At 44.7% G+C, this 14,297-nt stretch carries 12 protein-coding genes; 9 read left to right on the top strand and 3 right to left on the bottom strand.

Annotated features, from left to right (window positions below):
• Positions 1-20: 20 nt before the first annotated feature.
• Entirely contained in the window at positions 21-917 is an 897-nt protein-coding gene (locus ABD943_RS02680; protein WP_345291644.1) for a DMT family transporter, read from the bottom strand.
• A 90-nt stretch (positions 918-1,007) separates the two neighbouring features.
• Between ABD943_RS02680 and ABD943_RS02675 the strand changes: the two genes are divergently transcribed.
• The 5 genes from ABD943_RS02675 to ABD943_RS02655 are packed head-to-tail and all read left to right on the top strand — an operon-like array spanning position 1,008 to position 6,608.
• A complete protein-coding gene (locus ABD943_RS02675; RefSeq protein ID WP_345291643.1) occupies positions 1,008-2,195 on the top strand; it encodes a BaiN/RdsA family NAD(P)/FAD-dependent oxidoreductase in 1,188 nt (395 codons plus the stop codon).
• Positions 2,196-2,240: 45 nt separating this feature from the next.
• On the top strand, positions 2,241-2,921 hold the full coding sequence (locus ABD943_RS02670; RefSeq protein WP_345291642.1) for a methylamine utilization protein: 681 nt from the start codon (positions 2,241-2,243) through the stop codon (positions 2,919-2,921).
• On the top strand, positions 2,918-5,254 hold the full coding sequence (locus tag ABD943_RS02665) for a bifunctional diguanylate cyclase/phosphodiesterase (RefSeq protein WP_345291641.1): 2,337 nt from the start codon (positions 2,918-2,920) through the stop codon (positions 5,252-5,254). The genes ABD943_RS02670 and ABD943_RS02665 overlap by 4 nt, the downstream gene beginning before the upstream one ends.
• Positions 5,255-5,313: 59 nt before the next feature.
• Entirely contained in the window at positions 5,314-6,156 is an 843-nt protein-coding gene (locus ABD943_RS02660; protein WP_345291640.1) for a DUF3034 family protein, read from the top strand.
• On the top strand, positions 6,156-6,608 hold the full coding sequence (locus ABD943_RS02655; RefSeq protein WP_345291639.1) for a group I truncated hemoglobin: 453 nt from the start codon (positions 6,156-6,158) through the stop codon (positions 6,606-6,608). The genes ABD943_RS02660 and ABD943_RS02655 overlap by 1 nt, the downstream gene beginning before the upstream one ends.
• Positions 6,609-6,625: 17 nt before the next feature.
• Here ABD943_RS02655 and ABD943_RS02650 read toward each other — a convergent pair whose 3' ends face one another.
• Positions 6,626-7,447, bottom strand: coding sequence for a M90 family metallopeptidase (locus ABD943_RS02650; RefSeq protein WP_345291638.1), 822 nt, complete (start codon positions 7,445-7,447; stop codon positions 6,626-6,628).
• Between the two features lie 180 nt (positions 7,448-7,627).
• On the opposite strand from ABD943_RS02650, the gene ABD943_RS02645 reads away from it, so the two are divergent.
• A complete protein-coding gene (locus tag ABD943_RS02645) occupies positions 7,628-9,166 on the top strand; it encodes an AbgT family transporter (RefSeq protein ID WP_345291637.1) in 1,539 nt (512 codons plus the stop codon).
• A gap of 73 nt (positions 9,167-9,239) precedes the next feature.
• Here the strand turns inward: ABD943_RS02645 and ABD943_RS02640 are convergent, their stop codons facing one another.
• The gene (locus ABD943_RS02640) at positions 9,240-11,453 is read right to left on the bottom strand and encodes a thiamine pyrophosphate-dependent enzyme (RefSeq protein ID WP_345291636.1); all 2,214 of its coding nucleotides are present in this window, start codon (positions 11,451-11,453) and stop codon (positions 9,240-9,242) included.
• Between the two features lie 191 nt (positions 11,454-11,644).
• On the opposite strand from ABD943_RS02640, the gene ABD943_RS02635 reads away from it, so the two are divergent.
• From ABD943_RS02635 to ABD943_RS02625, 3 genes are all read left to right on the top strand, one after another.
• On the top strand, positions 11,645-12,613 hold the full coding sequence (locus ABD943_RS02635) for a PLP-dependent cysteine synthase family protein (protein ID WP_345291635.1): 969 nt from the start codon (positions 11,645-11,647) through the stop codon (positions 12,611-12,613).
• Positions 12,610-12,903, top strand: a complete 294-nt coding sequence (locus tag ABD943_RS02630; RefSeq protein WP_345291634.1) for a hypothetical protein — start codon at positions 12,610-12,612, stop codon at positions 12,901-12,903. Before ABD943_RS02635 ends, ABD943_RS02630 begins: the two co-directional genes overlap by 4 nt.
• Before the next feature lie 123 nt (positions 12,904-13,026).
• Entirely contained in the window at positions 13,027-14,202 is a 1,176-nt protein-coding gene (locus tag ABD943_RS02625) for a trans-sulfuration enzyme family protein (protein ID WP_345291633.1), read from the top strand.
• Positions 14,203-14,297: the final 95 nt, after the last annotated feature.

Raw genomic sequence — 14,297 nt, 5'->3', positions numbered from 1 at the left:
CGGTTATTTCCATTGGGGTCTTAAGCTTTTTTAAGATCCCGACGGTTGATAACAAACACATTACCAATCGCAATGAGAAGAATCCCTACAGCAACAGTCCAAGTCCACTGAAATCCCTCAAACAAGGTTGAAATAATCAAAGCGACCGCAGGAAATAACACCACCGCGTAAGACGCTTTATGAACGCCAATACGCCTAAGCAGCGTGAGATAACAACCGAAGGCAAAGACTGAGCCGAATAAGGCGAGATAAACCAAACTGATGTTATAAGACGCCGACCAGTTATAGGTCATGTCTTTACCTTGTACTAAGCCAACTGCCAGACTGAATAAGGCGCCATAAGCCATGCCGTAGGTATTCATTTGGATCACGGGTAGATCGTATTTTTGGGTCTGCACAGAGACTAGGTTTCCAATAGACGCCGCCAGTACGCCTAAAATGGCTAAGGTGAGGCCGAGAACCGCTGTATTTTCTAGGCTAAAGTCTGTTAACTCATCCCAAAAAATAAAGACCATACCGATTAAGCCTAAGGCTGAGCCTATCGCCAGTCTTGGTGTAATGGGGGTTTTAAAGAAAATTCTGGAGTTGATGATGTTAACAATCAGCACTGATGAAAATATCACTGAGGCCATCGCTGAACTCAGGTATTCTTGGGCATTGTAGAGCAGTACATAGTTAAGACTGAACATACAGATGCCCAGTAAAATCAACCATAAATGTTGAAGCCGATTAAACCGAAGTGGTAATTTCTTGATTAAGCAATAAACCCAAAGCAAAAAAGCGGCTAGAGCAAAACGATAGAACGTCGAGTATTCATGTGCCACACCGTCTAGCTGATACTCAATAGCAAACCAAGTACTCCCCCAAATTAGAACGCATAAGGTATAGAGTACGCCTGTGGACATCAAAAACTTCATAAATTGAACCAACTGCTTTTAATGTGCAGATGATGCCATAGATGATAGAATTCTGCTCATATTTTTCCAGTCGATTTCGAGTTACCAGCCATGCAAAAACGCGATGTTATTATTATTGGCGCAGGAGCCGCAGGGCTCATGTGTGCGATCAGTGCTGGAGGTCGAGGGAAATCGGTAACTGTTCTTGACCATGCTAACAAGGTCGGCAAAAAGATTCTGATGTCTGGTGGTGGCCGTTGTAACTTTACTAACTATTACACCGAGCCAACCAATTTTCTGTCCGAGAATGAGCACTTCTGTAAGTCGGCGTTGAGTCGCTTTACTCAGTGGGATTTTATTGGAATGGTTGAGAAGCATGGCATTCCCTATCATGAAAAAAAGTTGGGCCAACTGTTTTGTGATAACAAGGCAAAAGACATCGTCAACATGTTATTGGATGAATGTGCCGCGGTAGGTTCTGAAGTTCGTACACACTGTTCAATTGAAAAGATACAACGTCAAGATGAAGGCTTTTTACTCACTACTACTCAAGGCAAGTGGGCCTGCTCTAAATTAGTTATTGCCACAGGAGGCTTATCTATTCCGACGATGGGGGCAACGGGCTTTGGTTACGACATTGCCAAGCAGTACGGTCTTGAAACCTTGCCGACCACTGCTGGGTTAGTCCCGTTTACTTTAAGCCCCAATTTACTAGAGCAGTTTGAAGGATTATCGGGAACATCCGCAGAGGCGATAGTCAGCTGTAACGGTATGCAGTTTAGTGAAAACATCCTCTTTACTCATCGAGGCTTAAGTGGGCCATCGATTCTACAAATATCTTCGTATTGGCGTCCGGGTGATAGTGTTGAGATTAATTTGCTTCCTAACGTCGATCTTTATGAACATTTAAAACATCAGCAAAAAGATCGCCCTAAAGCTCATATCAATACGGTGTTGGCTGAAACCTTGACTAAAAAACTTGCAGATCGACTGACCGAACTATGGTTTGCTGACCACAAGGAAAAACCCTTAGCTGAACTGTCAAACGACGTGCTGCAAGCAATAGCGAAACAATGCCAATCATGGCAGCTTAAACCTACGGGCACGGAAGGCTATCGAACCGCTGAGGTGACCCTAGGAGGTGTTAGTACCAATGAAGTATCTTCAAAAACATTTGAAGCAAAAAAAGTCTCTGGGTTGTATTTTATTGGTGAAGTTCTCGATGTGACAGGTCACTTAGGCGGCTTTAACTTTCAGTGGGCGTGGGCTTCTGGTTACGCCTGTGGTCAAGAATTATGATTAGAAAATATTGCCAAAATCTTCATAATTAGGCATAGTGAATGTATGAAAATTAAACTAGCGATGAAAAGCTTGTGTATTGGTTTCTTAGGGGGGCTAGCTTTATCGGTCGAGGCTAGTAGTTTGTCTATCACTGTGGTGAATGATAAACAACAACCAGTGGACGATGTAGTCATCGAGTTACTACCGCAGAAACTGGCTGAAGAACCAAGCTCAGAGGCTTCACAAAAAAACGATGAGTCACACGAAATAGGTCAACGTAACCGGACTTTCGTTCCTTTCGTGAGTGCCGTTACTGTTGGAAGCAGTGTCGCATTTCCCAATTATGATAAAACCCGCCACCATGTTTATTCTTTTTCTAAGGCAAAAACGTTCGAGTTAAAGTTGTATGTCGGAAGTCCCGATACCACCATTCAATTCAATAAAGCCGGTGTGGTCGCGATAGGCTGTAACATTCATGATTACATGCAGGCTTATATCTATGTCGGTGGTAGTCCATGGATGGGGGTCACTAAAGATGACGGCCGTGTCCAAGTCCAACAATTACCGAAGGGTACCTATCAACTTAAGTTATGGCACCCATGGCAATTAGAAGCCTTTGAGCAGAAAGAAATCGTACTCAGTGAAAATAGTAAGAGTATTAAACTGACGTTTAATATTGAGGAAAAGGAGAAGCCTTCGCCACCGGAAAATAAGTGGCAAGATTTGTTTAAGGACACTCCATGATTAAGAGCTATCGTGGAAAGCTCATCTTACTGATTGTTCTGGCCCTGTCTTTAATCCAGGTCGGTTCTTCCATCGCAACCCTTCAAGTAACTCGCTCGCTGTCACAAGAACAGGCAATTCAGTCTGTAGAAGTCGGCGCAAAGATTTTGCAGGAAGTTCTGCAGCAAAAAGAATCGCAGTATCGTTCTGCGATGCAAGTTATTGTTTCTGACTTTGGCTTTAAATCAGCGGTAGCTACTCAAGATAGAGCGACGTTAGCAACGGCTCTGGATAACCATACCCGCCGGATCCAAGCTGACTTGGTGTTTTTGACCGATAACCAGCTCCAACAACAGTTGTCCGCGCCCACCATCAGTGACTCTGAGATGGACAGTGTGTTAAGTGGCTCAAAACCCATGCTCAATGATGGCGAAGTATTTAGTCGTAACATGGTTATCAATCAGCACCCTTATATGGTGGTGTTTGCGCCAGTAAAAGCGCCAACCATCATCGGCTGGGTCGGCATGGGCTTTTTATTAGATGAGACGGTTGCTGAGGAAATTAAACAAATCACCAATTTGGATGTTGGCTTTGTGGCGATGAATGGCGACATTATCAATGCTTATAACACAACGGAAGTCGGTAATATCCAACAGCACTTCATGTCGTTGTCGCAGGCTCCAAGCGATAAACCTCAAGACAATATTACGGGGCTTTCAAGTCTAGAAAGCGATGATTTGATGTTTGTCTCAGCACTATCGAGCCCAGCTGAACAAGCTCAACTATATAGCTACATGTATATCTCTAGTGATAGCTGGTTAAAACGATATCTTGAATTGAGAAACTATCAGTTAGTGGTCTTCCTTGGTGTTTTGGCTGTCGCCATTGGTATCTCTATTTGGCTTGCCAAAGAAGTCAGTCGGCCGGTAGAAAAATTAGTACGCTTTGCTAGAGGAATTGGTAAAGGTGAATCTGTTGAGCCGCCAACCGTCAAGACTAAAGAGCTCAGCTTGTTAGCAACAACCTTACAGCAGATGGATGTTGATATTAAGGATCGTCAGAAGGAAATTGTCTTTAACAATACTCACGATATTCTGACGGGCTTATCAAATCGAAATGCCGCCGAACACTATTTAAAAACGTTGCTAGATAAAGGGCACGGAACGCTCATTATTTTAAACATTAAGAAATTCCGATTAATTAATGACTCGATTGGTTATGCAAACGGTGATTTGATTTTAAAAGAAATCGCGGCGCGACTTGAGAAGTCGCTTCCTGACGATGTATTTAAAGCGCGTTTAGCCAGCGACGAGTTTTTGGTCGCAGCAGATTACGATATTACTAAATTAGTATCGGGACAGATTTTACCAAAGTTGCAACAAGGGATTGCGATCGACGATAGTTCGGTCAATGTGCAGATAAAGGCAGGGATTTATTATCTGAATAGTCGCTCACAGACAATTAACGATATGATGCGCTGTGCGGATATTGCGTTGAGTAAAGCGAAGCGTAGCGCAGAATCTTATGTTTTGTATCAGCAAGGTCAGGACGAAAACTACCAGCGTCAGCTTCATATTATTGGTATTTTTGAAGAGTCGATGGCTGACGGTAGTATGTACCTTCAGTATCAACCAAAAGTGAATTTGGCCACTGGTAAATGCACAGAAGCTGAAGCTTTACTTCGCTGGCAAGATAAAGAGCTGGGTTTTATTTCTCCAGAAGAATTTATCCAGTTAGCAGAGTTGTCAGGCAACATCCGGGCCGTCACCGACTGGGTTGTAGAGGAAGTAATAAAGCAAATTATTGTGTGGCAAGATAAGGGGCTGGCGCTGAGAGTTTCAGTGAATATTTCTGTGGACGACTTATTGGATGTCTACTTCCGAAATACCGTTAGGACGTTACTGGAGCAATACCGTGTTAATCCTCGTTACTTAACCTTTGAGATTACCGAAAGCGTGATCATGTCAGATCCAGAGCTTGCCGTGGAGTCGATGGATTTTTTCAAGGATCTTGGTATTAATATTGCAATTGATGATTTTGGTACGGGTTACTCTTCATTAAGTTATCTGAAGAAAGTACCGGCAAACGAGCTTAAAATTGACAAATCTTTTGTGATTGATTTTGATAGTAATGAAGAAGACAGGCTAATTGTCGAAACCTCTATTGGCTTAGCCCATAGTTTTGGAATGAAAGTTGTCGCGGAAGGGGTTGAGACTGAAGCTTGTCAAGAACAATTGGTTAAACTGGGTTGCGATATAGGGCAAGGTTACTTTTATACACCAGCCTTATTAGCAGATGACTTCGAAGCTTGGTCTCAGAAGTTTAACAGTAAAGAAACGGTTTCGATGAGCTAAGCATTAATAGGTCATTACTTGTTGGCCGAGATGTTCCCACAAAATAGGAATCTGATGCGTTGAAAACAAAACTTTATTTTCTTATTGGTTTTTTCTTAGTAGGACTCCACAGCACAGATCTGGCGGCAGGCAGTCGAATCTTGGCGACTAGCGGCATCAACACCGTAGAAGGTGCTGCTGGCGGTGGTATCACTCCTTGGGCTGTGATTAGTGGTTATAGTAGTAGTGACGAGTGGAGCGCGACTGGTCATTATTCGGCCGTACGACTCGATGACTTTGACTTGGATGTATTGGGGGCTTCGGTCAGCTATAACAACCGAATCGAGGTGTCTGTGACTAAGCAGTCATTAGATGTTATTCCTTTAAATACGAGTATTGAGCAGCAGATTTTTTCGGTTAAAGCGCGCCTTTATGGCGATATTATTTATGGTAGTTGGCCTCAGATTTCTGCAGGTATTATTCATAAAGACAATCAAGACTTCGCCGTTCCGCAGCTACTAGGAGCAAGGGACGACAGTGGCACTGATTACTATCTCGCAGCGAGTAAGCTTGTCCTACATGGTGTCGGTGGTTATAACTGGCTATTTAATGCCTCAGCTCGTTACTCCAATGCTAATCAAAATGGTCTGCTTGGTTTCGGAGACGTCAATAATAGTGAAAAGAAGTGGCTGGCAGAGGCGAGTTTTGCCGTTTTACCCCGAGAAGACTTGGCCATTGGCATGGAGTACCGTCAACAGCCCAACGTTCTCGCGTCTGTTGAAGAAGATAGCTGGAAAGATTTCTTTGTTGCTTGGTTTGTGAATAAAAACTTAAGTATCAGTGCCGCTTATGTGGATCTCGGCACCATTGCCGGTCTGCCTGACCAAACGGGTTATTACATTAACTTCCAAGGGTATTTCTAATGAGTGTTAGTATCTTAAGACAACTACGAGCAGGGCTCTTAGTGGTGGCTTTGGGCGTATTATCCTCTGCTGTTATGTCTTGTGCTTATCACCAAAAACCGAGCCTTTATCAGCAGCTTGGTGAAAAGGAAGGTATCGCTAATGTGGTTGATAATTTGGCCTTACTGATTGCGAGCGATCCAATGTTGAGACCGCGCTTTGTTGATGTCGACCTATTTTTGTTCCGCACTCACCTGATTGAACAGTTGTGTAAAGTATCGAATGGTCCTTGTGAATACACTGGCGGAAGCATGAAGGAAGTGCATCGCGGGCTCGATATCAGCGATGCCGAGTTTAATCGGCTGGTGACCCATTTACGAGAGGCGATGACGAAAGAGCAGATTCCTTATGTGGCTCAAAATGAATTACTCTCTAAGTTAGCGCCGATGCATTCAGACGTCACCTACCAATAAAGGTGCAGAAGTAAGTGTTACCAACTGCTCGGATCGACTTGGTAGTATTGCGATAACTCGCGATAGAGCTCGGGATGCTGTTGCTTTAGATCTTGAGGACGCTCGAAGAAAACCTCACTGGAAACCGCAAAAAACTCAGCAGGGTTGGTCGCACCATATTTATCAATAAGAGTCGGCTCAATTCCTTGAGCTTGCTGACGCAACTTCTCAAATTCTGTGGACAGTACCTGAGACCATTGATCATAGCTTTGCTTTTTACTGAGTGGTGGCGCGCCATTCGTCGTTCCTGACTCACCGTCGAGTTGGTGGGCGAATTCATGGATCACTAAGTTATGGCCATCCTCAAAGTCTGCCCCTCCGCTGGCTGAATCTTTCCAAGACAGTATCACTTTGCCACGATTCCATGATTCACCGAGTAATACTCTTGAGTCACGCTGTTGGATGCCTGAGCCATCCTGAGTCGCACGGTTTGTGATAAAAGCGGCAGGGTAAACGGAGATCGTTTGAAGAAACGGATAATAATCTGTGTGTCGATTGAGTAGCAGTAAGCAAGCCTGAGCTGCAATGGTCACGCGTACTTCATCGGTAATCGTTTGTCCTTGATGTCCTGTAAATTCCTTTTCTGATAGAAAGACTTTCATCTTATCTTTGAGCTGTAACTGCAGGTCAGTAGGCATTTTATAAAAGAAGCTCAGGTTATTCCTCAGTATTTGCCGCCATTCTTTGGGGAAGGGCTGACTGACGATTTGCTGTCTTTTTTTGCGTCGACGTAGGGTTGATGTGGCTATCCATGCAATCAATCCCGCACAGGCCAGAAGGAATAGGTATAAGGGCAACATGAAGAGCTCAAGTAATTGGTATTACAAGAAGTATTGGGCTTAAGCCAATGATTTTCAAGACACAATGCTTTTCTTTGGTTTGAGCGACACGTTAGACCGAAGCGACTATCTGGGTTTAAAACTTGAAGAGGGTGAGCTAATTAAGGTATAAATCAGGTTTACGTATTTTGGGGATAATCAATGAATAACGATAATGCGCAACCGACGGGCGCTATTGCCCGTTTTTTGAATGGCATTGAGCGCGTTGGGAACAAGCTTCCTGACCCAGCCATTATTTTCTTAGTGGCTATGATAACGATATGGATCTTATCGTGGCTATTTTCTGGGGTAGACTTTTCAGCCATCGATCCGCGAACTGGCGATCCGATTGTTGTGAAAAACCTACTAACAGGCGACTCTTTAGCCAACTTCTTATCGAGCATGGTTAAGACCTTTACAGGTTTCGCGCCGTTAGGAGTGGTTTTGGTCGCTATGCTCGGTGTCGGCGTTGCAGAGCATTCAGGGTATATCAATACTGGCATCAAGTTGATGCTCAAAAGAACCCCCAAAGCACTGCTCACACCAATGATTATCCTTGTGGGTATTGTCAGCCACACGGCTACTGATGCCGGTTACGTGTTAGTGATTCCGTTAGCGGGTGTGATTTTCTACGCCATGGGGCGTCATCCATTAGCCGGTATCGCAGCGGCGTTTGCGGGCGTAAGTGGTGGCTTCAGTGCAAACTTTATCCCTTCAGGCATTGACCCATTGTTGCAAAGCTTTACGCAAAGCTCCGCACAAATCATCGAAGAAGGGATGCAGGTTAACCCGCTAAACAACTACTTCTTCACTTCGGTATCGAGTATTTTCATTATCTTAGTCGGTTGGTATATCACTGATAAAATCATTGAGCCACGTCTACAAAAGACAAAAGTTGATGGTGAAACCGAAGATCTGCCTCAGTTTGATATTGTGACTAAAGAAGAGAAGCGTTCATTCATCATCGCAACCACTGTCATGATTGCTGGTTTAGGTTTATTGGCATGGGCATCGTTGATTGAAGATTCACCATTAAGTCATGAAGGTTCTTTGACCAATTTTAGTGCACCATTGATGCAATCCATCGTGCCACTGATTTTCTTGCTATTCTGGATTCCTGGCGCCATCTATGGTTTTACTTCAGGCACTTTTAAGAAGTCTAAAGATATGATCGACGCCATGACCAAAGCAATGGAAGGTATGGCTTATTACGTTGTTATGGCATTCTTCTGTGCCTTGTTTATTGCGGCGTTTGCTCAGTCAAACCTTGGCGCGCTACTGGCGATTGAAGGCGCTCAAGTGTTGAAAGCTTTGGCATTACCAAGCGGCGTGACCATTGTGGGTATTATCTTCCTAACCGCATTCGTCAACCTGTTTGTGGGGTCGTCATCAGCGAAGTGGGCGCTGTTAGCTCCTATCTTTGTCCCAATGTTGATGCAACTGGGTATCTCGCCAGACTTAACGCAGGCCGCGTACCGTGTGGGTGATTCAAGCTCAAACATTATTACACCACTTATGCCGTACTTCCCGCTGGTTGTGGTCTATTGCCAGAAATACGTTAAAGACACAGGGATCGGAACTTTGGTTGCGATGATGCTACCGTTCTCGATTGCCTTCCTTATTGGTTGGAGCTTGTTCTTATTGGCGTACTGGGGATTGGGTATTCCTTTAGGTGTTCAATCAAGCTACACCTTTGGTTAGCAGCCACTAGAATCCTGATGATTCAAAAATAAAAAAGGAGCCGTTCGGCTCCTTTTTTATGTCAGTGTCGATACTATAAATCTCTTACAGCCTTGACGATGTCATCTTTCCCAGGAAGTACAAACTCCCATGAGGTGCCAATTGGAATAAAGGTATCGTGTCCAGTGATGCGTTTAATATTCGGCATTTTATCAATGTTCTCGACTAAGCCAGTAATCAGTTCTTCGCTTAGGGAGCCGGTTTTACGGCATTCATCGACCACTAGAACGTTTTGGTAGTTCTTTGCAACGTCAGCGATCGCTGGGTGATTGAGTGGCGCTAACCAGCGGATATCCATAACATCTACCGCAGTTTTGTATTTGTCTTTTAAAATCTTCTGCGCTTGCTGTGACAGGTAATGACCATTGCCGTAACTGATGATTAAGGTTTTGCTCGACTTTTTACCCTCTGCTGGATAGAGCGCCGGTTCGCCAAAATCAATAACCTGATCGGGCTCGGGGTAAATGCCTAGCCAGCCATTATCACCAGTCTCGTGCAAGTCCTTGGCGTGATAGAGCGCAATCGGCTCAAGGAAGATCACCACGCGTTTCTGTTCATCGGCTAAGCGAACTGCTTCACGCAGCATTTTCGCAGCATCTTGACCGTGAGAGGGGCAGGCTAAGATAACGCCGGGAATCTCGCGCAAGAAAGCAATCGAGTTGTCGTTGTGAAAGTGACCACCGAATCCTTTTTGATACGCTAAGCCAGCGATACGAATGACCATTGGGTTGGTGAACTGGTTGTTGGAGAAGAACGATAAGGTCGAAGCTTCACCACGAATTTGGTCAACCGCATTGTGCGTATAAGCTAGAAACTGAATTTCTGGTATCGGCAAATAGCCGAGATGCGCGGCGCCGATAGCATTGCCTAAAATGCTGGTTTCATCGAGCATGGTGTCGAAGACACGATTGTCGCTAAAACGCTTTTGTAAATTGGTCGAGACGCTATAAACGCCCCCTTTCTTGCCGACATCTTCGCCAAACATGATGATATTCGGGTATTGCTCCATCAAGTCGGTCAGGGCGTAGTTAATCAGTTGCGCCATACTGCGTGGCTTATCTAAAAACTTGAACTGACGACCTATATCAAACAGTTCATGCCGTTTGCTCAGTGTCGGAAGGGCTGGCTTGTCGGCGCGAGGAAGCTCTGGAGCCACTGAAGCACAGACTTCTTCGGCGTTGGAGAGCTTAGGCAGTTTAATCGCTTCTTCAGCGGTTTTTTCGACTTTTTGGCGCGTGCTTTCATACATCGTCAGAATATCATCGGTCGAAAGGTAACCCGCTTCTATGCACAGTCGAGCCGTATGCAATAAAGGATCTTGGGCTTCAGTCGCCTCAATATGCTCAACGGTGTGATACATGCTTTCGGTATCGTTACCCGCGTGGCCCATGAGGCGAACCGTTTTCATGTGTAAGAACACAGGGCGACGTTCATAACGCGCAATCTCTTCAGCTTCTTGAGCTGCTAAATAGGCATCCGGAAGATGTAAGCCATTACATTGAATGTATTCAATGCTTTGTCGATTTTTGACGTTATTTTCAATCCAGTTATCCGGAGTCGAGACCGAAATACCGATGCCATTATCTTCACAGATGTAAACCAGCGGCAATGGCTCGCCTTTATACGCTAAGTATTGCGCGGCATTAAATGCAGATTGCGAAGTAGCGTGGTTAAAGCTGGCATCACCAAAGTTACACAAAATCACACCATCACTTGGGATGGTGGCGTTAAAACCAGTACGGTGTGCTCGACCTAGCGACCAAGCCGCGCCCATGGCTTTTGGTAAGTGAGAGGCGATGGTACTGGTTTGTGGTGGCACGAACAGTTTGGCCGAGCCGAAAACTTTATGACGACCTTGAGAAATGGGGTCATCCTTAGCCGCGACTAAAGATAGAATTTGGTCCCTAATCGGATCAATATTCGGTATTTGCCGTGAGCGTTCTGCCATTAAAGCACCAGAACGATAGTGCAAGAAAGCCATGTCGTTATGACGAAATGCTTTGCCTAGAACCGCGTTACCTTCGTGCCCGCTACTGCCAATAGTATAAAAACCAATGCCCTGATCTTTTAAAATGCGCGCTCGAAGATCGAGGTGACGACTGATCAGCTGTGACTCAAAGAGTTGTACAAATTCCTGCGGTGACAGCTGCGTCACGCTGGGTTGTATATTACTGAGTTTACTCGGAAATTTGGCGGTTTTTAGTGCGATTAGGAAGTTTTGATCGATGACACTGGCACGGTCGAGCATTGTAATAATTTTATGTGATTTTAAGTTGGGGATTAGTATGCTTTATGGCTATAAGGATGTCACTTTCAGCACAACTGGTTGGATCAGATAGTGAATAGGAGCCACCGATCCGTTTTGTATAGGTTCATTGAAACGGCGAATGTGTTAAAGTAGCGCCAACATAATATCAGGTTAGGTTATATCGAAAGGGTATGAAAGTTTACAACAATGTTCTAGAAATGGTTGGCAATACGCCAATGGTCAAATTCCAGAAGATGAACACTGGCAAGTGCCAATTATTTGGCAAGCTGGAGTCACAAAATCCAGGCGCATCGATTAAAGACCGCATCGCTATCACCATGGTTGAGACTGCGGAAAAAGAAGGTTGGATTAAGCCTGGCGATACCTTGATCGAAGCAACGGCGGGTAATACTGGCCTAGGCTTAGCAATGGTTGCAGCGCAGAAAGGTTATAAACTGAAAATTGTCATGCCTGATAAAATGAGCATGGAAAAAGAGTATAACCTTCGTGCGTTTGGCGCGGAAGTGATGCGCACTCGCTCTGATGTTGGTAAAGGCCACCCAGAATATTATCAAGACGTCGCCAAAAGATTGTCTGAGGAAAATGGCTGGTATTTTATTAATCAATTTTCGAATCCTTCAAATATCGCTGCTCATTACATGACTACCGGCCCTGAAATTTGGGATCAATTAGACGGTAAGGTTGATGCGATCGTTCTTGGCGTGGGTTCCGGCGGTACCGTTACCGGTATCGGCCGCTATTTAAAAGAACAAAACCCTAATGTGGACATCGTTTTGGCTGATCCTGACGGTTCCATCTTGACCCATTATCACGAGACTGGCGAGATGTCGGAAGCGGGTAGTTGGGTGATCGAAGGTATTGGTGAAGACTTCATTCCAGATATCTGCGACATGAGCTTGTTTACAAAAGCTTATACGGTCACGGATAAAGAATCTCTAAATACCGCGCGTGAGTTGATGTTGAAAGAGTCGATTATGGGCGGTTCTTCGACCGGCACGCTAGTCGCTGCAGCGCTTAAGTATTGTCAGGATCAAACGGAACCGAAGAATGTTGTGACTTTTGTCTGTGATACGGGTAACCGCTACTTGTCGAAAATGTATAACGATGAGTGGATGAAAGAGCAGGGTTTTCTATCATGAGTCAAGATAAGCCGTTAACACCACCCACTGCTAATATCTCTATCTGGTTGTTATTATTAGATATTTTAGGCATGGCGCTGGTGGTGTTTGCCGGCTATGAAATCTATTTAATTAATGAGAAGAACGCTGGCTTGCTGGCTGAACATTTTAGTTGGCCGCATTATCCATGGATTATCATGGGGTTCGGTGTGTTACTGATGATTCCTTTCCACAAACAGGTATTTAGCTTGTTCAGAAAGGTTAAGCAATATCAGAAAGAGCTCGCCAAAAAGAATCGTCCTGATTTCTAAAGGGCACTATTCGTTGAAATAAAAGCTCCATACCCTTGAAATTTGCTGTAATGACTAGATGTTATATGCATCTAGTCATTATCGAGCTAATCAGAGCTAAACGATATAACCAATAGGTATTTTATGTCAGACAAGAAATTTAAGTTTGCCAGCCGTGTGATTCATGCTGGGCAAAAGCCTGAACCAATCACGGGCGCGGTGATGCCACCGATTTTTACCACCTCAACCTACGCACAGCCCGCTCCAGGCGAGCATACAGGCTATGAGTACTCGCGCAGTCAGAACCCAACGCGTATGGCGTATGAGCGCTGTATCGCTGATCTCGAAAACGGTAAGCAGGGTTATGCGTTTGCTTCTGGTATGGCGGCGACTAGCACCATCCTTGAGCTTCTTGATGCGGGTTCACACGTTATCGCCATGGATGACCTGTATGGCGGGACTTTCCGTTTATTCGACAAGGTTCGTAAGCGTACGGCAAATCTAGAGTTCAGCTTTGAGAACTTGTCTGACTTAAGCAATCTTGAGAAAGCACTAAAGCCAAACACTAAAATGATTTGGGTCGAAAGTCCGACCAACCCCATGCTGAAAGTGGTTGATATGAAAGCGATTGCTGACTTCGCTAAGAAGCACAACCTGATCGCTATCGCGGATAACACATTCGCCACACCATTTAACCAAACGCCATTAGATTTTGGTTTCGATATCGTCATGCACTCAGCGACAAAATACCTAAACGGTCACTCAGACATCGTTGGTGGTGTTGCGGTTGTTGGTGATAATGATGAATTACGTGAGCAAATGGCGTTCTTACACAATTCAGCAGGCGCGATTCAAGGTCCATTTGACAGCTATTTAGCGCTTCGTGGCTTGAAGACATTGGCGCTGCGTATGCGTCAGCATAACGAAAACGGTCAAAAAGTGGCTGAGTTCCTAAGCAACCATCCACAGATCGACAAAGTCTACTACCCAGGCCTAGAGTCACACCCACAGCACGAACTCGCGAAAAGCCAGATGAAAGGCTTCAGTGGCATGGTGTCAGTGCTGGTTAAAGGTGATACTGAAGAAGAGGCAGCGAAAAACTCGCATGAGTTCATGAAGAAACTAAAAGTCTTCACGCTAGCAGAAAGCTTAGGTGGTATCGAAAGCCTATCGAATCACCCAGCGATCATGACTCACGCCGCTGTACCGCACGAGATTCGCCAAGAGATTGGTATTCTGGATAATTTAGTGCGCTTGTCAGTAGGAGTTGAGGATATTGATGATATTCTTGAAGATCTCGACCAAGCTCTAAAGAAATAGTCTTTTCATCCCTTTGCTGCGCCTCGCCTAGAAATAAAAAAACTTATTTCAATAAGGAATGGTTCGGCAAAACAAGACAAGAAAGGCGCTGGTTA

Source organism: Kangiella marina (assembly GCF_039541235.1).
Taxonomy (GTDB): Bacteria; Pseudomonadota; Gammaproteobacteria; order Enterobacterales; family Kangiellaceae; genus Kangiella; species Kangiella marina.
This window is presented reverse-complemented; position numbering and strand designations above follow the sequence as displayed.